Source organism: Pseudomonas marginalis, from assembly GCF_008692035.1.
In the GTDB taxonomy this organism is placed as follows: domain Bacteria; phylum Pseudomonadota; class Gammaproteobacteria; order Pseudomonadales; family Pseudomonadaceae; genus Aquipseudomonas; species Aquipseudomonas marginalis.
This window is the reverse complement of record NZ_VTFG01000001.1, coordinates 2,645,451-2,665,374: the sequence shown is the minus strand read 5'-3', so window position 1 is coordinate 2,665,374 and position 19,924 is coordinate 2,645,451. Positions and strand designations below refer to the sequence as shown.

General features: G+C 59.8%; 19 protein-coding genes and 1 pseudogene. 11 read left to right on the top strand and 9 right to left on the bottom strand.

Features of this window, described 5'->3' with window-relative positions:
- Positions 1-247 precede the first annotated feature (247 nt).
- Both FX984_RS12465 and FX984_RS12460 read right to left on the bottom strand, forming a co-directional pair.
- Positions 248-1,306 (bottom strand): diguanylate cyclase, encoded by a 1,059-nt coding sequence (locus FX984_RS12465; protein WP_065939111.1) that lies wholly within the window; start codon positions 1,304-1,306, stop codon positions 248-250.
- Between the two features lie 191 nt (positions 1,307-1,497).
- Entirely contained in the window at positions 1,498-2,124 is a 627-nt protein-coding gene (locus tag FX984_RS12460) for a TetR/AcrR family transcriptional regulator (protein WP_027605641.1), read from the bottom strand.
- Between the two features lie 123 nt (positions 2,125-2,247).
- On the opposite strand from FX984_RS12460, the gene FX984_RS12455 reads away from it, so the two are divergent.
- From FX984_RS12455 to FX984_RS12445, 3 genes are all read left to right on the top strand, one after another.
- A complete protein-coding gene (locus FX984_RS12455; RefSeq protein ID WP_027605642.1) occupies positions 2,248-3,306 on the top strand; it encodes an MBL fold metallo-hydrolase in 1,059 nt (352 codons plus the stop codon).
- Between the two features lie 339 nt (positions 3,307-3,645).
- The gene (locus FX984_RS12450; RefSeq protein ID WP_043293518.1) at positions 3,646-4,164 is read left to right on the top strand and encodes a hypothetical protein; all 519 of its coding nucleotides are present in this window, start codon (positions 3,646-3,648) and stop codon (positions 4,162-4,164) included.
- Complete coding sequence (locus FX984_RS12445; RefSeq protein WP_146477363.1) at positions 4,154-4,711, top strand: AAA family ATPase; 558 nt, start codon at positions 4,154-4,156, stop codon at positions 4,709-4,711. The genes FX984_RS12450 and FX984_RS12445 overlap by 11 nt, the downstream gene beginning before the upstream one ends.
- On the opposite strand, the gene FX984_RS12440 is transcribed toward FX984_RS12445, so the two are convergent.
- The 7 genes and pseudogenes from FX984_RS12440 to FX984_RS12410 form a co-directional block, all read right to left on the bottom strand.
- Entirely contained in the window at positions 4,641-5,021 is a 381-nt protein-coding gene (locus tag FX984_RS12440; RefSeq protein WP_081744427.1) for a helix-turn-helix domain-containing protein, read from the bottom strand. The genes FX984_RS12445 and FX984_RS12440 overlap by 71 nt on opposite strands.
- A gap of 94 nt (positions 5,022-5,115) precedes the next feature.
- Entirely contained in the window at positions 5,116-6,063 is a 948-nt protein-coding gene (locus FX984_RS12435) for a hypothetical protein (RefSeq protein ID WP_146477365.1), read from the bottom strand.
- Between the two features lie 54 nt (positions 6,064-6,117).
- A pseudogene (locus FX984_RS32720) lies at positions 6,118-6,285 on the bottom strand (MFS transporter); the annotation flags it as partial.
- Between the two features lie 5 nt (positions 6,286-6,290).
- Entirely contained in the window at positions 6,291-6,938 is a 648-nt protein-coding gene (locus tag FX984_RS12425; protein ID WP_043293519.1) for an HAD-IB family hydrolase, read from the bottom strand.
- A 73-nt stretch (positions 6,939-7,011) separates the two neighbouring features.
- Complete coding sequence (locus tag FX984_RS12420) at positions 7,012-7,725, bottom strand: HNH endonuclease (protein WP_146477367.1); 714 nt, start codon at positions 7,723-7,725, stop codon at positions 7,012-7,014.
- A 196-nt stretch (positions 7,726-7,921) separates the two neighbouring features.
- Positions 7,922-9,172 carry a ribonucleotide-diphosphate reductase subunit beta gene (locus FX984_RS12415; protein ID WP_024077017.1) on the bottom strand — a complete coding sequence of 417 codons (1,251 nt, stop codon included), beginning with the start codon at positions 9,170-9,172 and terminating at the stop codon, positions 7,922-7,924.
- Between the two features lie 579 nt (positions 9,173-9,751).
- On the bottom strand, positions 9,752-10,021 hold the full coding sequence (locus tag FX984_RS12410; protein WP_027607759.1) for a DUF2790 domain-containing protein: 270 nt from the start codon (positions 10,019-10,021) through the stop codon (positions 9,752-9,754).
- A 411-nt stretch (positions 10,022-10,432) separates the two neighbouring features.
- Between FX984_RS12410 and acs the strand changes: the two genes are divergently transcribed.
- From acs to FX984_RS12365, 8 genes are all read left to right on the top strand, one after another.
- Positions 10,433-12,388: an acetate--CoA ligase gene (gene acs / locus FX984_RS12405; protein ID WP_027607760.1), complete on the top strand. Its 1,956-nt coding sequence runs from the start codon at positions 10,433-10,435 to the stop codon at positions 12,386-12,388.
- Between the two features lie 634 nt (positions 12,389-13,022).
- The gene (locus FX984_RS12400) at positions 13,023-13,808 is read left to right on the top strand and encodes an ABC transporter substrate-binding protein (RefSeq protein WP_027607761.1); all 786 of its coding nucleotides are present in this window, start codon (positions 13,023-13,025) and stop codon (positions 13,806-13,808) included.
- 91 nt (positions 13,809-13,899) lie between these two features.
- The gene (locus FX984_RS12395) at positions 13,900-14,589 is read left to right on the top strand and encodes an ABC transporter permease (RefSeq protein WP_010208305.1); all 690 of its coding nucleotides are present in this window, start codon (positions 13,900-13,902) and stop codon (positions 14,587-14,589) included.
- Positions 14,586-15,284, top strand: coding sequence for an ABC transporter permease (locus tag FX984_RS12390; RefSeq protein ID WP_053140043.1), 699 nt, complete (start codon positions 14,586-14,588; stop codon positions 15,282-15,284). The genes FX984_RS12395 and FX984_RS12390 overlap by 4 nt, the downstream gene beginning before the upstream one ends.
- Position 15,285: 1 nt before the next feature.
- On the top strand, positions 15,286-16,398 hold the full coding sequence (locus FX984_RS12385) for a succinylglutamate desuccinylase/aspartoacylase family protein (RefSeq protein ID WP_146477369.1): 1,113 nt from the start codon (positions 15,286-15,288) through the stop codon (positions 16,396-16,398).
- 27 nt (positions 16,399-16,425) lie between these two features.
- Positions 16,426-17,190 carry an ABC transporter ATP-binding protein gene (locus FX984_RS12380; protein ID WP_003214336.1) on the top strand — a complete coding sequence of 255 codons (765 nt, stop codon included), beginning with the start codon at positions 16,426-16,428 and terminating at the stop codon, positions 17,188-17,190.
- A 217-nt stretch (positions 17,191-17,407) separates the two neighbouring features.
- Positions 17,408-18,388, top strand: coding sequence for a transcriptional regulator ArgR (argR, locus tag FX984_RS12370; RefSeq protein WP_027607764.1), 981 nt, complete (start codon positions 17,408-17,410; stop codon positions 18,386-18,388).
- Positions 18,389-18,640: 252 nt separating this feature from the next.
- Positions 18,641-19,861 carry an aspartate aminotransferase family protein gene (locus FX984_RS12365; protein ID WP_146477372.1) on the top strand — a complete coding sequence of 407 codons (1,221 nt, stop codon included), beginning with the start codon at positions 18,641-18,643 and terminating at the stop codon, positions 19,859-19,861.
- The last annotated feature ends 63 nt before the right edge of the window (positions 19,862-19,924 follow it).

Here is a 19,924-nt window from a genome sequence, read left to right as displayed (position 1 = left end):
AGCACGCGTCTGGGAGGATCCATGTATAGGCGCCTGCCTCCGTAAGGCATTTGCCCTACGGTTGACCTGCTCATTGTCAGCTCCCTTGTGCTGACAGCGGTGGGTGGAACAACGGGTTAAGAGTCATCAGCCTGACAAGAAGTTCGCCCCATGGGCAGGACCATTTTTGGGTAGGCGACCAATGGAGGCATTGTGCTATCTCGTGCGGGGCTGCACGGAGGATCCAGACCTGTGTCGTAGGACAACGTCAGGCGGAACAGGCTATCCGGTCGTCGTTGACACTGACTCGATTACGCCCGGTGTCCTTGGCGGCATAAAGTGCCCGGTCCGCCGCGTTCAGCCACATGGCTGCGTCGGTGAAGCGCGGCTGGAAGTCCGCCAGGCCGATGCTCAGGCTGACGCGCAATTCCGGTATGTGCGGGGTGCGGTAGTTGCCGAATGTTTCGCGCATCTGCTCCATGATCTGCGCCGCTTGCTCCAGAGGCATTTGCGGAAGAATCACACAGAACTCATCGCCACCGTAACGTCCGGCCAGGTCGTTTTCCCGCAGGTTGCGCCGCAGTTCCAGGCTCAGTTGCCGCAGCACCGTGTCGCCGACGATATGGCCGTGGGTATCGTTGATCTGCTTGAAGTGGTCAATATCGATCAATGCGATGGTGGCGTGGCTTTGCTGCTGCTGGCACTTGTGGAACTTGAGGTGCAGCAGGTCTTTCCACGAGCCGTGGTTGAGCAGGCCGGTGAGGCTGTCGGTGCGGCTCAGGGCACTAAGGGCGCGTTTATGTTCCGAGAGCTTGATCGCCAGTTGATAACAGACCATGCCGATGGCCATGGGGTAGAGGGTCAGCATCGGCAGGCAGGAGTAGACCTGCAGCAGGCTGACGTCGGGGTTGAACTGGATGCCGAACAGCGCCCACGCCACGCCGATCCCCAGCCCCTGGGCGAGCAGTCCACGCAGGAACAGGCGCCGGCCGCCGGCGGCGACGTTGTTCATGGTCATCATCGACAGGATGGTCACGGCTGTCAGCGGCGTGAACTGCGTGGCCGCCGCCCAGAACCCGCCGAGTACCGAGTCATACAGGAAGTTGCGCTGTTCAGCCTGGTAAGGGAACGGCGAGCGGGTCGACAACTGGTACGCCAGGTGCGCCCAGGCAAACCCATTGAACAGCAGTAATGCCCAGACCCAGCCCGGCATGGCGAGCGGGTACAGGGCGCCGGTGACGCTGATGCTGCCGACACCCAGGCCGATGATCCTTGGCTGGTAGATACGCCGGGCAAATGAGAGCCCTTTGCCTCGTCTGTTTTCCATAAATTCCTGGTTCAGCTGTTTTCCACATTTACCGCGGCGCGCGGTCACCGGATCGACCGTTGATCGCATAAGGCCTGTGAATATTGTCAGTTATTCCCATGGGAATAATCAGTGGCCTTCCAGGCCATTTGCGCAAAACAGAGGGCGAATGCGTCAAAAGCGACCAGGAATGTCGCTCCTGCAATGGTTTTTTACTCGGGGCGGGGGGCGCTGACTTCATAGCCGGCCAGGAACAGGTCAATGGCCGACTCAATGACGCGCGCCTGGTGAGCGGCATCCAGGGTCGGCTGGCCCAACGTGATCTGCGGCCAGAACGCGAAAGCCTTGAGCAGGCTTTGGATCTGGTGGGCGGCAAACGCCGGGTCGGTGCAGGAGAGGCGGCCGTCTTCCTGGGCGGCGCGTACCCACTGGGTAAAGCCTTCTTCGCGCTGGCTCAGGCGGGTGACCATGTCTTGCGCGCGTTCCGGTGAGTGGATGGTGGCGGCGATGGCTACCCGGGCCAGATCGAGGAAATTGGTGTCCGACATCATCTTCATCTTGGCTTCCAGCAAACCACGCAATTGTTCGCGCAGGGGGCGCTCGCTGGTGTAGCTGACGTCGAGTTGGGCGACGCTGCTGGCCCAGAGTTGGTGAAGGATTTCGGCGAACAGTTCTTCCTTGCTGGGAAAATGGTTATACACCGTGCGCTTGGACACCCCAGCGGTGGCGGCGACCTTGTCCATGCTGGTGACCTCGAAGCCGTTATCGCGAAACTCAGCGATGGCCGCTGCCACGATGGCTTGGCGTTTGCGGTCGGTGAGGCGTTGAGGGGCAGTCATGGGTGGCGTTCGGCTCTTGAGGGTAAATTACACTGGGTAGTTTACTTGCTGCGGATTTTGTTGCAATCTTGAAACTACACTGTTCAGTGTAACTTATGCGCGGACCGTAGGAGTCACTCTGTAATGGCCACCATCTCAACCCGCCTCAAGTCTTCACCTGCGGCGCCCAAGCCTGCCGATCTGGACCTGGGGCGCTTCAGCAACGAGGCCCCCGTGCAGCACGGTGGCTTTGGCAAGACCTTGCGTATCTTCTGGAACATGCTGTTTAACAAGCCACGCAGTACGCGGCCGGTGGGGCAGATCCCGGTGCAACCGCTGACCCGCGAGCAATTGTTGGCGGCGCCTGATCACAGCGTGTTCCGCCTGGGGCATTCCACCGTGTTGCTGAAAATGCGCGGCAAGTTCTGGCTGACCGACCCGGTGTTCGCCGAGCGTGCCTCGCCATTCAGTTGGGCTGGCCCCAAGCGTTTCCACCAGCCGCCTATCCGTCTTGAAGAGCTGCCGCCCCTGGAGGCGGTGATTCTTTCCCACAACCACTACGATCATCTTGACCATAAGGCTGTGGTCCAACTGGCCGACAAGACCCGTTACTTTCTCGCGCCGCTGGGCGTGGGCGACATCCTGGTCAAGTGGGGTGTCGACGCCAGCAAAGTGCGGCAGCTGGATTGGTGGCAAGGCACCGAGGTGGATGGCATTCGCTTTGTCGCCACGCCGGCGCAGCACTTTTCCGGGCGCGGCCTGTTTGATGCCAACCAGACCCTCTGGTGTTCCTGGGTGATGATCGACGGCACGCGTCGTATCTTTTTCAGCGGCGACACCGGCTACTTCGACGGCTTTAAACGCATCGGCGAACAGTACGGCCCGTTCGATCTGACGTTGATGGAAACCGGTGCTTACAACGTCGACTGGCCCCATGTACACATGCAGCCGGAGCAAACCCTGCAAGCGCATATCGACCTCAGGGGCCGCTGGCTGCTGCCGATCCACAACGGTACTTTCGACCTGGCGTTCCATGCCTGGCACGAACCTTTCGACCGCATCATGGCGCTGGCGTGGGAGCGCAATGTGTCGATTACCACACCGCCGATGGGCCAGGCGTTCAGCTTGAACCAGCCGGAGCGTGGATATGCATGGTGGCTGGAAGTGGAAACCCAAGGTGCACAAGAGCACCTTGTGGGCTGAGGGCGCAGAGGCGCCGAAAAAGGAGTTTTCAAGCTGTTTCGGGTCTGCGACAGGCGCCGGCGAAGGATGCGATGATCCCTGGAAAGTGTTTTCAGGGGAGGCGTACCGATGGACAGCATATGCAGATGGTTTTTGCGAGCAGATGCGGTTTGCCAGGTTGGCCAGCCGTTGTCTGCGCTCTTGGGCATGACCGATTCGGCATCTCCATGCCGCCGTCCTTCCCCCGATCAAGTGCCCCCCCGCAGTATCGAGTTTGATGTCGATACCCCCCCTCAAACCCACCCCAAGGGTGGCGTCCTGATCCCCGGGTATAACGTACCGGCAATTCCCATCAGACCCATGCCTGATCCCTCGTTGACGCTGATTGCCCTGAGCGGTATCGACCCAGAGGGCCCGGTGATGGTGGAGGTGCCCCTGGTGCAGAACAACAGCCGCTTTGCGGCCACGCAAGCGTTGGCCGGCAGGCGCGTGGGGTATGCCGACCGATATGGACGTGGCGATGGGCATGAACCGATTCAACACCGTGCGCCCTTCATGCGTGCGCTGGACGTACTGCGCCGGGCCGGGGCGCAACTGATACCCGTGCCGGCGCAACGTGTCGACGGCACCCTCACGTTCAACCTGCACACCCATAATGAAATCGATGAAATCGTGAATGAATACCGGCTGGATGCCCTAGTGTCGGACAGTGAAAGTGCTGCGTTCCATGCTGCCTGCTGGAGTGGTTACCCGAAGTTCGCCGAGGCTCTCGATGACGGCGGGACGTTGTGGTTCTACGGTGCGCGATGGTCGAAGGAATCGTTGGCCGCGCTGGCGCAGGGTTATCGCAATGCCAGGGAGGGAAGCCATGGCCTATAGAATTCATATCCTCGGTGCTGCAGGGGCGGGCACTACCACCCTGGGCAGGGCCTTGGCGGAGAGTCTGAACGTCGCTTACTTCGACACCGACTATTTCTACTGGCAGCAAACCGACGCCCCCTTCACCATTGCCCGGCCCAAGGATGAACGCATCCGCCTGCTGCAGGAGCAGACTGTCGGCCTGGAAGGCTGGGTGCTGTCCGGTTCACTGTGTGGCTGGGGCGACCCGATGATCGCGCAGTTCACCCATGTGGTGTTCCTGCGCCTCGACCCGCACGTGCGCCTGCACCGTCTGCGCATGAGGGAGGTGCAACGCTACGGTGATGAAATCCTGGAAGGTGGCAGTCGCCACGAGAACAGCGTCGCCTTCCTGGCCTGGGCCGCTCGTTACGACAACGGCAACCTCAGCCTACGCAGCCTGCGTCGGCATGAAACCTGGTTGGCGACACTGACCTGTCCGGTGATCCGCTTGGACTCTACGCACCATTCGGCTGGGGCGTTGGTGAATCAATTGATGCCGCTGTTGAGCCCATCAGCCGCGACATAATGTTTTGTGCTGCGGGTTCGGCAGGGGCGGTGTCAAACCGCCGTACACTCATGCCCCACCCCGGCGCAAACCCCGGGAAAAACACCAGCCCTTGCGCCTCCAACCGAAACGCCAATGCCAGGCGGGTTTCATCACCCACATCGCCCTGGCTTTCGAACTGTTGGATGGCATCCACCGTCACACCCGCCTGGCGGGCCAGCTCGTCGCGGCTCCAGCCCAGCATCGCGCGGGCCTGTACGCTGTGTTTGGCGGTGAATTGGTGCAGGACGATCTGCTGTTCTACGAAAGAGCTCATTGCCAGGGAGGACATGGGGTTTCTCCAGGGTTCGACGGGGGAGGGCAAACTATACTGTGTTTTTGTACAGTTGTTTTGACCGCTCATCAACTGGATGCTTATCGACCCACTATTCCAACCCTGGCGCCTCACGAATGATCAGGTGATCGAGGTTCTCGATATTCGCGCTGAATACCCCGAAGGTCTGCTCGGGGTTCTTCTTGCTGGGCACTTGTTTCAGCTCCGGTGTCACCCCGTAGAAGAAACAATACAACGCCCGCTCACTGTCCGCCGCCGCCCTGATCTGCTCCAGGAACGCCTTGCGCTTGCGGTAGTTCTCGATGAGCTTTTTGCTCAGGTAGACGTTGACCGAGTAGGGCTTTTTGTCGAGCCACACCTTCTTTTCGAAGTCGATGCGAAAGCTGCTCGTGTAGTCCTTGATCGCTTTGACCTTGCCCCAGTAGATCAGGCCCTTGTTGTCTTGCAGGTATTCGATCTTCTTGAAAAACGCCACGTAAGTCGCGGTGTGCTCGCCGATTTTCAGCGGCATGCGTTTGAGTTTTTCCTTGTCGTCGATGTTCGACACAAAACATTCCACCGGGTGGGCGAACACGCTGGTCTTGTCCGGGGTGGTGTCGCTCGAACTGACAGATTCGCCGCTGCGGGGTGAAGGTGTTTTCGCTGAATCTTGTGGGACCAGCCCCTCGGTGCCGGCCACTGCGGTTTTACGCTCGTACGTACGGCGGGTGAGGACAAATTCCGATGGGAAATTGTCCTCACGCTCATCGTCGTTTTCGCCTGCTGCACCCTTGTGGAGGCTGGCATAGCGGCAGCCGTCGATATGCCGGGTGCTCGGCGTGTTTTTGAAATGCGGGGTGCGTTGGTAGTTGACGTTCTTGGCGTTAAACGTGCTCAGCACATTGCCTGCTTCAAAGGCAGCGCGACAGGCATCGTTGGGACAGAGGAAACTGTCCTTGTCGGAGTCGAAGGTGGTGGTTTCGTCGAAATTCAGGTCTCGTACGTCGTAGATCGACAGCTTTTCATCGAGACTCAGGCTGTAGGCCGTGTCGAATTTCATGGGGCTCGGGTCCGTGAGAGGTTTCGCTATTAATAGCGGGAACCCGCGCAAATATCAGCTAGAACCTGCAACCCGGCGTCCGCTCAGGAAGCACAAGGTCCCAGCTATCGCTGTGAGTGTACCCAAGGCATAGAACATGCTGGCCGGCGCCGCGTTGATCAGCAGATACCCGCATATCACCGGGCTCATCGCCCCACCGAACGCCGCCAGGTTCTGCGCCCCCCGCATCACCGCTGCAACCGAGCCCGCTTTTTCTTCTTCGCATGAAAATGCCGAAAATGCGCATCCTGCGCCGCCGCCAACAACTCCCGATCCCCACGCGTATCGCCCCAGGCCCGCAGCCGATACTCCCCCAGGTCCCCATACACCGCCTCAAGCCGCAGCACCTTATTCTCACACCGGCAGTTATTCCCGGTGAGCTTGCCGGTCAATACCCCGTCGACCACCTCAAGCTCCGTGCCAATCAACTTGATCCCAAGCCGATCGGCAAACGGCTGCAGCACCAACGCCGGCGACGCCGAACACAGCGTCACCACCGCCCCCGAGCCCAACTCCTGCTCCACCGACAGTACCCCCGCCGGGCGCATCAACCGCGCCCAATTACGCTGACAATACTCCTCGGCCTTCTGCTGCACCCACGTCTTCTCCACCCCAGTCATAAAGGTGCGGATCAACTGCGCCTTCAACTCATCCCGGCTGATCTGCCGCACCAAAAAGCGCAGCCCGGGCACGGCCAGCTTGACCATCCGGCCATAAAACTCGCCGGTGCCAAAGGCAAACTTGAGGAAGGGCACGAAACTGTCGTGGTGGGTCAGGGTGCCGTCGAAGTCAAAAACGGAGAGTACTTTGGCGTCAACGGGGCCGGCTTCGAGCATGTCTGGGTTCACGGGTTGGCCTCGGTCCTATCTAGTATTTTTTTGAGCGTGCATCAGGTGTGACAGCAGGAGTCTACTCCCGTGCCAATCTTCCGACCTTGGCGTAAAGCCCCTCGGTGAAAGCCTCCCGGTCACTCGACCGGTGACAACGCTGATGGCAATTGGGGCACAAGGCTACAGCATTGGTGATGCGATCCGAACCCTTCTGGGCCAGGTGCTTGACGTGATGTACTTCAAGAAATGGCAAACCGTCGACCTCAAACGGCGCGTTAGCGCCGCAGCCTTCGCAGATGCCGTTGGCTTCTTTCAGTACCCAGGCGCGGACCTTTGGGTCACGAACAAAGGTGGTGCTGACGGTCGAGACCTTCTGCGGCTGGGCAATGCCGTCCGGTAGCTGAGTGAAAGGTTGCTGCTGCAGTTTGGACGCGCGGCGGATAAGCGTTTGCTCGTCTGCTGTTTGGGCAGCGTCTTCGGATTCGAATACACCCTGTGCGGCAAGCGCTTGGCGGATGCGTTGTTCGACGCCTGTGCCTACGTTCTTCGCAGGCTTATAGCCTTCGATGCGGTCCCAGCCCATACGCACAAGCACAGTGGAGATATTTTGCATGCGGAATTCGATGGAACCCTTTGCACGGCCTGCCACTGGGCCTTCGCGTAGAAGGCGGTTTTCGAGGGCTTTATTGAAAGGTTGGCCGCTTTTTTCCCAGGCCAACATCTTCAGGTACGCCCCGACCGCAGCTGCCAGCTCCGCGTCGCTCCAGTCCGTTTTGTCTTTCGTAATGTCCATACAGCCGCCGAGGGTAGAAAACCCTCGGACGATACTGAGTAGCTATTATTGCGTCTACGAAATTTCCTACGATCTAGAAGGATTTAGCGGTCAGCTACTTTGGTAAATTCTCTGCCTTGTACGGAGAGTCTTTAGTGAGCTCGCATAAAAAAGCCCCGAACAAGTCAGGGCTTCTTGGTGTTGCTGTGCTAAGGAATCAATCCCAGCTCAACGCCCCACCCGTCTGATACTCAATAACCCGAGTTTCAAAGAAATTCTTCTCTTTCTTCAAATCCATGATTTCACTCATCCACGGGAACGGGTTAGTCGTCCCCGGATACTCTTCCTTCAACCCAATCTGCGACAGGCGGCGGTTAGCGATGAACTTCAGATAGTCTTCCATCATCGCAGCGTTCATACCGAGCACACCGCGCGGCATGGTATCCCGCGCATATTCAATCTCCAGCTGAGTCCCCTGCAGGATCATCTGGGTCGCTTCTTCCTTCATCTCGGCATCCCACAAGTGCGGGTTTTCGATCTTGATCTGGTTGATCACATCGATACCGAAGTTCAAGTGCATCGACTCATCGCGCAGGATGTACTGGAACTGTTCCGCCACGCCGGTCATTTTATTGCGGCGGCCCATGGACAAAATCTGGGTGAAGCCGCAGTAGAAGAAGATGCCTTCCAGCACGCAGTAGTAGGCGACCAGATTGCGCAGCAGTTCCTTGTCGGTGTCGACGGTACCGGTTTCGAACTTCGGATCGGAGATCGAACGGGTGTATTTCAGGCCCCAGGCTGCCTTCTTAGCCACCGATGGAATCTCGTGGTACATGTTGAAGATCTCGCCTTCATCCATGGCCAACGATTCGATGCAGTACTGGTAGGCGTGGGTGTGGATCGCTTCTTCGAAGGCCTGGCGCAGGATGTACTGGCGGCACTCCGGGTTGGTGATCAGGCGGTACACGGCCAGGACCAGGTTATTCGCGACCAACGAATCCGCAGTGGAGAAGAAGCCGAGGTTGCGCATGACGATGCGGCGTTCGTCGTCGGTCAGGCCTTCGGGGTTTTTCCACAGGGCGATGTCGGCGGTCATGTTGACCTCCTGCGGCATCCAGTGGTTGGCGCAGCCGTCGAGGTATTTCTGCCAGGCCCAGTCGTACTTGAAAGGCACGAGTTGGTTGAGGTCGGCGCGGCAGTTGATCATGCGCTTTTCGTCAACGGCGACGCGGGCGGAGGCGCCTTCGAGTTCGGCGAGGCCTTCGGCGACGTCGAGTTTGTCCAGGGCAGCCTTGGCGCGCACGATGGCGGCGGAGTCACTGGCGGTGACGGCGCGGGCTTCGATGGCGGCGGCGGCGCCGGCACCGTCGAGGCGGTCCATGTTGGCTTCGGTGGCGTGGCCGGCGTTGGCGCCTTTGGTGGCTACTTCGCCGTCTTCTTCTTTGTCGAATTCGTCCCAGCTCAGCATGACGTGTCGTCTCCTGCGTGAGGGCTCAAAGGTGCCCGTGTGAAACCGGATGGTTGGGTGTTCACACGGCCCTCGGGCCGCGGTGGATCTTAAGGAATCGTTTGTTGCAACAGCTCGCGCAGGCAAATAAACGGAATTGGGTAACGGGTACTGCATGAGGCTTGAGGGGCGGAGCGGTGGATGCATACTCCAGCGCAGGCTCAAGGTCTGGCTCTTCGTCCCTGTGTAAAGGGATATTGCAGGCCCGATTTACCCGCGCATTATAGGGAAAAATTCGGCTTTGTGTTGCGGCGGATGGTCTCGGATCAGAGACAAAAAGGCGGCGATTTGAGCCAGAGTGAGGGTTTGCGGGGGGTTGATGGGGTAGGAAATTTTTGACGGGCGGTGGGCTATTTATTGTGGGGGGTAGGGTAGGACTTTTTGAGGAGAGGAAGGGAGGGGCGGGGCTGAGTGACGACCGCTATCGGGAGCAACCCCATTCCCACATGTACCGCGTGCCGTGCCAGGCGCCGGTTCTTTGCCGCAAGAACGATTTCTTGCGGCGAATAAGATCCGGGTCTGTTCCAACTAACGAAGTTGTTATCCGTTAGAGCAACCATTACCCATGACATGGTAATTAAGGATATGGCGCTGACCCTGGGAATCCTCATATTCCATCTTTACCGGTACAACTTCGCAGACTTCCGGGATCGTGCTCATGGACAATACTTTGGCCACGTCCAGCTTGGTGCTGTAGGTGTAATCTTCAACAATCGGGGCGTTCTGGCCGGCCAGCTCGGTCGGGGCCTCGTCGGCCAGGGCGGCGGTGGCGCACAAGCTGCTGAGGGCCATAACTACGAGAGCTTTCATTTCTTTACTTACCTTCTTCAGGGCGAAAGGGGTCACGGGGCCCTTGTGAGGCCACGTGTGTAACTTAGGATTGGTTAGTTCGGATTAACGTGCCTTCGTGGGGGCTGTTACGTTGTTAATCACTGTTGTGTTAATCACAATGCCTTGGTTGGCGGAAGTGATTCTAGGCCTGCGGGTTATATTCATATACCCGTGCTTTTGATAAAGACTATTGGCGGTTTTTGTAACAATCCCGTGGTAAAGGTTTTTTCACCCGCCCGCAAAGCCCCACAGGCTGCGGGCCAGAGCGACAAACGGGGATAGCAGGGCATTTTGTAGGGTCTTGTTACTACCATCGTCGAATGGTTCTATAGGCCCACCCCGGATACAACTGGGTCATACAACAACAACTATGTCACCGAGGTAAGAAAGATGAGTGCGGCTTCCCTGTACCCCGTTCGCCCCGAAGTAGCAGCCAACACGCTGACCGACGAGGCAACCTACAAGGCCATGTACCAGCAGTCGGTGGTCAACCCCGATGGCTTCTGGCGCGAGCAAGCCAAGCGCCTTGACTGGGTCAAGCCTTTCACCGCGGTGAAGCAGACCTCTTTCGACGATCACCATGTCGACATCAAGTGGTTCGCCGATGGCACCCTGAACGTGTCCTACAACTGCCTGGACCGTCACCTCGCCGAGCGCGGCGACCAGGCGGCGATCATCTGGGAGGGCGATGACCCGGCCGAGAGCCGCACCATCACCTACCGCGAGTTGCACGAAGAAGTCTGCAAGTTCGCTAACGCCCTGCGTGGCCAGGATGTGCACCGCGGCGACGTGGTGACCATCTATATGCCGATGATCCCCGAAGCCGTGGTCGCCATGCTGGCGTGTACCCGCATCGGTGCGATCCATTCGGTGGTGTTCGGCGGTTTCTCGCCGGAGGCCCTGGCCGGTCGCATCATCGACTGTAAGTCGAAGGTGGTGATCACGGCCGATGAAGGCATTCGCGCCGGTAAGAAGATTCCGCTGAAGGCCAACGTCGACGACGCGCTGACCAACCCGGAAACCAGCAGCATCCAGAAGGTCATCGTGTGCAAGCGCACCAATGGCCAGATCAAGTGGAACCAGCATCGCGACATCTGGTACGAAGACCTGATGAAAGTGGCGGGCACCGTGTGTGCGCCAAAAGAGATGGGCGCCGAAGAAGCGCTGTTCATCCTCTACACCTCCGGTTCCACCGGCAAGCCTAAAGGCGTGCAGCACACCACCGGCGGCTACCTGTTGTATGCGGCCCTGACCCACGAGCGCGTATTCGACTACCGCCCGGGCGAAATCTACTGGTGCACCGCCGACGTCGGTTGGGTCACTGGCCACACCTATATTGTCTACGGCCCGCTGGCCAATGGCGCGACCACCTTGCTGTTCGAAGGCGTGCCGAACTACCCGGACATTACCCGGGTGGGCAAGATCGTCGACAAGCACAAGGTCAATATCCTCTACACCGCCCCGACCGCGATCCGCGCAATGATGGCGTCCGGCACCGCTGCCTGCGAAGGCGTCGATGGCAGCAGTCTGCGCCTGTTGGGTTCGGTGGGTGAGCCGATCAACCCGGAAGCGTGGGACTGGTACTACAAGAACGTCGGCCAATCCCGTTGCCCGATCGTCGACACCTGGTGGCAGACCGAAACCGGCGCCACCCTGATGAGCCCGCTGCCGGGCGCCCATGCACTCAAGCCGGGTTCTGCCGCACGGCCGTTCTTCGGTGTGGTGCCGGCGCTGGTGGACAACCTGGGCAACATCATCGAAGGCGCCGCCGAAGGCAACCTGGTGATTCTCGACTCGTGGCCAGGCCAGGCCCGTACCCTGTACGGCGACCATGACCGTTTTGTCGACACGTACTTCAAGACCTTCCGTGGCATGTACTTCACCGGTGACGGCGCCCGTCGCGATGAAGATGGCTACTGGTGGATCACCGGCCGTGTGGATGACGTGTTGAACGTATCCGGCCACCGCATGGGCACCGCCGAGATCGAAAGCGCCATGGTTGCCCACCCTAAAGTCGCCGAAGCGGCGGTGGTGGGTGTGCCGCACGACATCAAGGGCCAGGGCATCTATGTGTATGTGACCCTGAAGAATGGCGAAGAACCCAGCGAAGCCCTGCGCCTGGAGCTGAAGAACTGGGTGCGCAAGGAAATCGGGCCGATTGCCTCGCCGGACGTGATCCAGTGGGCACCGGGCTTGCCGAAGACGCGCTCGGGGAAAATCATGCGCCGCATCCTGCGCAAGATTGCCACGGCCGAGTACGACGGGCTGGGCGATATTTCCACCCTGGCGGACCCGGGTGTAGTGGCGCATTTGATTGAGACCCACAAGACCATGAACGTCGCGTAAGGCGGGCTGGTCAGACAAAGCCCCATTCGGTGTGAGCCGGGTGGGGCTTTTTTGTGAGTGCTTGAAATCGGAGGAGATCCAATGTGGGAGGGGGCAAGCCCCCTCCCACATTTGGATTGCATTCCAAGGTGGGTATGGAGGAGGAACTGACAGACCCCCATGACCACCAGTCAAATAAATATCGGTTTTTCGCGTAGGAGGTTTCTGAATGTTACCGAGTCGCGCAAATGTGTAACCGCCCGCCCAAACCTGAGGCAAAGGGCTACGCTTATGCCCCGAAAAACCGCGCTTTAGACACCCCGAGCCATAAGATTAAACGCCACACTTGCCGTGCTAGAAGGGTTTGCGAATAATAGGCCCGCAATTTGCAGCATCAACAGGTTTAATATCTTTTGTCTCTGCATAAAATTCAGAGGCTGTCAATGTGCTGGAACCGCTTTCTCAGTGCTTCTGTAAATTGTTGTCGCATTGAGGAAATATCGGCTTCCGGCCTGTCGTTAGAATGCCGATCACTCGCTCGTCGTCTCCACTGTTGAATTGGTGTAGGACGCAGCACCGCTATTCGGTTTCACTCAGTCGCATCGTGGGCCATGGCTCATACTGCTGTTTTGCCCTATACCGATGGAGTCCCAAGATGAAGAAACTCGTGCTGTTGGGCGCCCTGGCGCTGTCCGTGCTGTCCATGCAGGCTTTCGCTGAAGGCAAGCCTCTGAAAATTGGTATCGAAGCGGCTTACCCTCCGTTTGCCTCGAAGGCGCCGGATGGCAGCATCGTCGGTTTTGACTACGACATCGGCAACGCCCTGTGCGAAGAGATGAAGGTCAAGTGCACCTGGGTCGAGCAAGAGTTCGACGGCCTGATCCCGGCGCTCAAGGTGCGCAAGATCGACGCGATCCTGTCGTCCATGTCCATCACCGAAGACCGCAAGAAGTCCGTGGACTTCACCAATCGCTACTACCTGACCCCTGCGCGCCTGGTATTGAAGGAAGGCACCGCCGTCAGCGACAGCCTGGATGAACTCAAAGGCAAGAAGATCGGCGTACAGCGCGGTTCGATCCACGACCGTTTCGCCAAGGAAGTCCTGGCACCTAAAGGCGCCACCGTTGTGCCTTACAGCTCGCAGAACGAAATCTACCTCGACGTGGAAGCCGGTCGCCTCGACGGCACCGTGGCCGACGCCACCCTGTTGCAGGAAGGTTTCCTCGATACGCCAGCCGGTAAAGGCTATGCGTTCACCGGCCCGGCCTTCACCGACGTCAAGTACTTCGGCGACGGCGTAGGCATCGCCGTACGCAAGGGCGACAAGGAAAACCTGGACCGCATCAACGCTGCCATCGCCGCGATCCGTGCCAACGGTAAATACAAAGAAATCGAGAAAAAGTACTTCAACTTCGATATTTACGGCCCTGAAGCCAAGTAAGTATTCGCAGCTGTCTGTCCGAAATGGCGCAAGCAACAGAATTCCTGCGGTTTGCGCCATTTTTTCATCCCCCTTTTCGAGGACCTGAATCATGTTGAAAGGCTACGGGGCCGTCATCCTCGATGGCGCATGGTTGACGCTTCAGCTCGCCTTGTCGTCCATGGCCTTGGCCATTGTTCTGGGTCTGATCGGGGTCGCGTTACGCCTGTCGCCGGTGCGCTGGTTGGCCTGGCTGGGTGACTTGTACTCCACGGTGATCCGCGGGATCCCCGACCTGGTGCTGATCCTGCTGATTTTCTACGGTGGTCAGGACCTGCTTAACCGCGTCGCGCCGATGCTCGGCTATGACGACTATATCGACTTGAACCCCTTGGCCGCCGGTATCGGCACCCTGGGTTTCATCTTTGGCGCCTACCTGTCGGAAACCTTCCGTGGCGCCTTCATGGCCATCCCCAAGGGCCAGGCTGAAGCCGGCCTGGCGTATGGCATGAGCAGCTTCCAGGTGTTTTTCCGGGTGATGGTGCCGCAGATGATCCGGCTGGCGATCCCTGGGTTTACCAACAACTGGCTGGTACTCACCAAGGCCACCGCGCTGATCTCGGTGGTGGGCCTGCAAGACATGATGTTCAAGGCCAAGCAGGCGGCTGATGCCACCCGCGAGCCTTTTACCTTCTTCCTCGCAGTGGCGGCGATGTACCTGGTGATCACCAGTGTGTCGTTGCTGGCCCTGCGTCATCTTGAGAAGCGCTACTCGGTAGGCGTAAGGGCGGCTGATCTATGATCTTCGACTACAACGTCATCTGGGAGGCCATGCCGCTGTACCTTGGCGGCCTGCTGACCACCCTGAAACTGCTCGCCATCTCGCTGTTCTTCGGCCTGCTCGCCGCCTTGCCCCTGGGCTTGATGCGTGTGTCCAAGCAACCGGTCGTCAACGGCGTGGCCTGGCTCTACACCTACGTGATCCGCGGCACGCCGATGCTGGTGCAGCTGTTTTTGATCTACTACGGCCTGGCGCAGTTCGAAGCGGTGCGCGAGAGCTTCCTGTGGCCACTGCTGTCCAGTGCGACCTTCTGCGCGTGCCTGGCCTTTGCGATCAACACCAGCGCCTACACCGCGGAGATCATTGCCGGTAGCCTCAAGGCCACCCCCAATGGCGAGATCGAAGCGGCCAAGGCCATGGGCATGTCGCGCTACAAGCTGTACCGTCGCATCCTGCTGCCGTCGGCCCTGCGTCGCGCGCTGCCGCAGTACAGCAACGAAGTGATCATGATGCTGCAGACCACCAGTCTCGCGTCCATCGTCACCCTGATCGACATCACCGGTGCCGCGCGCACGGTGAACGCGCAGTTCTACCTGCCGTTCGAAGCCTACATCACCGCCGGCGTGTTCTACCTGTGCCTGACCTTTATCCTGGTGCGCCTGTTCAAGTTGGCCGAGCGCCGCTGGCTGAGCTACCTGGCTCCACGGAAGCACTGATATGGAACGTATCGATCACCTGTTGCCCTGGGGCCACCTGGGCTGCGAGCGCCAACTGAGCGTGTTCCGTTTCGGCAGCGGCGAGCGCAAGGCCTATATCCAGGCCAGCCTGCACGCCGATGAACTGCCCGGCATGCGCGCCGCGTGGGAGCTGAAAAAACGCCTCGCCGAACTTGAAGCGCAAGGTGCCCTCAACGGCGTGATCGAGCTGGTGCCGGTGGCCAACCCGATGGGCCTGGGCCAGTTGCTGCAAGGCAGCCACCAGGGCCGTTTCGAAGTGGGCAGCGGCAAGAATTTCAACCGCGATTTCGTTGAGTTGAGCGAGCCGGTGGCCGAGTTGCTCACAGGCAAGCTGGGGGATGATGCTCACGCCAACGTGCGCATGATTCGCCAGGCGATGGCCGATGCGCTCAACGCATTGCCCGAGCCGAGCAGCCAGTTGCAAGGCATGCAGCGCATCCTGCTGAGCCATGCGTGCAGCGCCGATATCGTCCTCGACCTGCACTGTGACGCCGAAGCCGCATTGCACATGTACGCGCTGCCCCAGCACTGGCCGCAGTGGCGTTCGCTGTCGGCGCACTTGAATGTGAAAGTCGGTCTGCTCGCGGAAGATTCCGGTGGCAGCTCGTTCGATGAGGCCTGTTCGTTGCCGTGGCTGCGGTTGTCCCGCGCCTTCCCCGACGCACAGATCCCGCTGGCCTGCCTGGCGACAACCCTGGAATTGGGCGGTCAGGCGGACACCGGCCGTGACGAAGCGATCTTCCACGCCGAAGGCATCCTCGCGTTTCTCGCCGAACAAGGCCTGATCAAGGGCGAATGGCCGGCACCGCAACACGAACCGTGCGAAGGCGTGCCCTTCGAAGGCACCGAATTGCTGTTCGCGCCCCACGCCGGGGTGATCAGTTACCTGCGTAAAGCCGGGGACTGGATCGAGAAGGGCGAGCCGATTTTTGAAGTGATTGATCCCCTGGAAGACCGCGTGAGCGTTATCTGCGCGGGCACCTCGGGGGTGTTGTTTGCCGTTGAACGGCTACGTTATGCCCAAGCGGGTTTCTGGCTGGCCAAGGTGGCGGGGCGCGAAGCGCTGCGTCACGGGCGCTTGCTCAACGACTGACCACCTGTTTTTGTGAGAACCGACCGCATGTACAAACTTGAAGTCCAAGACCTGCATAAACGCTATGGCAGTCATGAAGTGCTCAAAGGCGTGTCCCTGGCCGCCGCGGCCGGTGATGTGATCAGCATCATCGGTTCCAGTGGCTCGGGCAAAAGTACCTTTTTGCGTTGCATCAACCTGCTGGAGCAACCCCACGCGGGCAAGATCCTGCTCAATAACGAAGAGCTGAAACTGGTGGCCAACAAGGACGGCGCCATGAAGGCCGCCGACCCTAAGCAACTGCAACGCATGCGCTCGCGCCTGTCGATGGTGTTCCAGCATTTCAACCTGTGGTCGCACATGACCGCGCTGGAAAACGTGATGGAAGCGCCGGTGCACGTGCTGGGCATGTCGAAAAAAGACGCCCGTGAAAAGGCCGAGCACTACCTGGCCAAGGTCGGTGTGGGCCATCGCAAGGATGCGTTCCCCGGCCATATGTCCGGTGGCGAGCAGCAGCGCGTGGCGATTGCCCGAGCCCTGGCGATGGAGCCGGAGGTGATGCTGTTCGACGAACCCACCTCGGCCCTCGACCCCGAGTTGGTGGGCGAAGTGCTCAAGGTCATGCAGGACCTGGCCCAGGAAGGCCGCACCATGGTGGTGGTGACCCACGAAATGGGCTTTGCCCGTGAAGTGTCGAACCAGCTGGTGTTCTTGCACAAAGGCATCGTCGAAGAGCGTGGCAACCCTCGGGAAGTGCTGGTCAACCCGCAGTCCGAGCGGTTGCAGCAGTTCCTGTCCGGCAGCTTGAAATAATCAAGGCCGCTGCTCCCCCCTGTAGGAGCGAGCTCGCTCGCGAAGATCGTCAACGATAACGCGGGAAGCCTGATGCCCCGTGGTGTTCTCAGGTTTTTCGCGAGCAAGCTCGCTCCTACAGGAAAGCAGGTCTTTATCGTTTTTAAGCTTTGTGTTGGTTTACGGGCTAGCATTGGCCTCTGTCTTCATTACTGTTACTCGCTTCGGATAGCACTCCATGACCGCCCACAAAATTGGTTTCCTGATTTGGCCCAGCACAAAAGCACTCACGCTTGCGCTGGCTGAGGAGGCCTTGCGCGTTGCTCAGCGGGTGCATCCGGAGGTGGTCTACGAGCTGTCGTTTTTGCTCGCAGAGCCGGCCACCGAAGGCGCCTGGCAACTGCCGGGCGAGCCGTGGGCGGGCAAGCTGGAAGGCTTCCAGAAACTGTTCCTGCTGGCGGACGAGCCGCCTGCCGTGATCGCCTCGCAACTGAGCACCGCCCTCAAGCAGCTGGTGCGCGCCGGTTGTGTGATCGGCGGCTTGTCGGCCGGTGTGTACCCGCTGGCCCAGCTCGGCCTGCTCGACGGCTACCGCGCCGCCGTGCACTGGCGTTGGCAGGATGATTTTGCCGAGCGTTTCCCCAAGGTCATCGCCACCAGCCATCTGTTCGACTGGGACCGTGATCGCTTGACCGCCTGCGGCGGCATGTCGGTACTCGACCTGTTGCTGGCGGTGCTGGCCCGTGACCACGGTGCCGAACTGGCCGGTGCGGTGTCGGAAGAGCTGGTGGTGGAGCGCATCCGCGAAGGCGGCGAGCGCCAGCGCATCCCGCTGCAGAACCGCCTGGGCTCCAGCCATCCGAAGCTGACCCAGGCAGTGTTGCTGATGGAAGCCAATATCGAAGAGCCGCTGACCACCGACGAAATCGCCCAGCATGTGTGCGTGTCGCGACGACAACTGGAGCGGATCTTCAAGCAATACCTCAATCGCGTCCCCAGCCAGTACTACCTGGAACTGCGCCTGAACAAGGCCCGCCAGATGCTCATGCAAACCAGCAAGTCGATCATCCAGATCGGCCTGTCCTGCGGCTTCTCCTCGGGGCCGCACTTCTCTAGCGCCTACCGCAACTTCTTTGGCGCCACCCCTCGCGAAGACCGCAACCAGCGCCGCAGCAGCAGCCCGTTCGAACTCTCGTCGGTGCCGTCCGAGCGTGGTTGACGTGGGGTGAATACGATTGGCGCGGTGTGTCGCGTCCATCGCGCAACTTCCCTGCATACTGCCGAAAACCCCTGCATCCGTTTAAACTGCGCCATTGCGACGCTATTTGTCGCATTGGCGTAAACCCGCGTAAAACGGGGGTTGGCGCTATAAGAAGTTGTCGCTTGGCGGCAAGGCCGCGCTGAAAACTGTCCTTACAATCCCTGCATCGCCCGCCAGTTCCAGGCAGGCGTTCCTCTTCAGGAGACTCCGATGTCCGTTGAGCAAGCCCCGGTGCAACGTGCCGATTTCGACCAGGTCATGGTTCCCAACTACGCACCTGCCGCATTCATCCCCGTGCGTGGCGCAGGTTCCCGTGTGTGGGACCAGGCGGGTCGCGAGCTGATCGACTTTGCCGGCGGCATCGCGGTCAACGTGTTGGGCCACGCCCACCCGGCGCTGGTCGGTGCACTGACCGAACAGGCCAACAAGCTGTGGCACGTCTCCAACGTCTTCACCAACGAGCCGGCCCTGCGCCTGGCCCATAAGCTGATCGACGCCACGTTTGCCGAGCGCGTGTTCTTCTGCAACTCCGGTGCCGAAGCCAACGAGGCCGCATTCAAGCTGGCCCGTCGCGTGGCGTTCGACCGTTTCGGCAGCGAGAAGTACGAGATCATTGCCGCGCTGAACAGCTTCCACGGCCGTACCCTGTTCACCGTCAATGTCGGTGGCCAGTCGAAGTACTCCGACGGTTTCGGGCCTAAAATTACCGGCATCACCCACGTCCCTTATAACGACCTGGAAGCGCTGAAAGCCGCCGTGTCGGACAAGACCTGCGCCGTGGTGCTGGAGCCGATCCAGGGCGAAGGCGGCGTACTGCCGGCCGAGCTGGCTTACCTGCAAGGTGCCCGCGAACTGTGCGACGCCAACAATGCGCTGCTGGTGTTCGACGAAGTGCAGACCGGCATGGGCCGCAGCGGCCATCTGTTTGCCTACCAGCACTACGGCGTGGTGCCCGACATCCTCACCAGCGCCAAGAGCCTGGGCGGCGGTTTCCCGATTGCGGCGATGCTCACCCGTGAAGACCTGGCCAAGCACCTGGTGGTCGGTACCCACGGCACCACCTACGGCGGCAACCCGCTGGCGTGCGCAGTGGCCGAAGCGGTCATCGACGTGATCAACACCCCTGAGGTGCTGGCCGGCGTCAACGCCAAGCACGACCTGTTCAAGGCGCGCCTGGAGCAGATCGGCAAGCAGTACGGCATCTTCACCGAAGTACGTGGCATGGGCCTGCTGATCGGTTGCGTACTGAGCGATGCGTTCAAAGGCAAGGCCAAGGACGTGTTCAACGCGGCCGAGAAAGAAAACCTGATGATCCTGCAAGCCGGCCCTGACGTGGTGCGTTTTGCGCCGAGCCTGGTGGTGGAAGACGCGGACATCAACGAAGGCCTGGATCGCTTCGAGCGTGCGGTAAAAAAGCTGACCCAAGCCTGATACATATCTGTCTGTCGGACCGGATCAAATGTGGGAGGGGGCTTGCCCCCGATAGCAATCTGT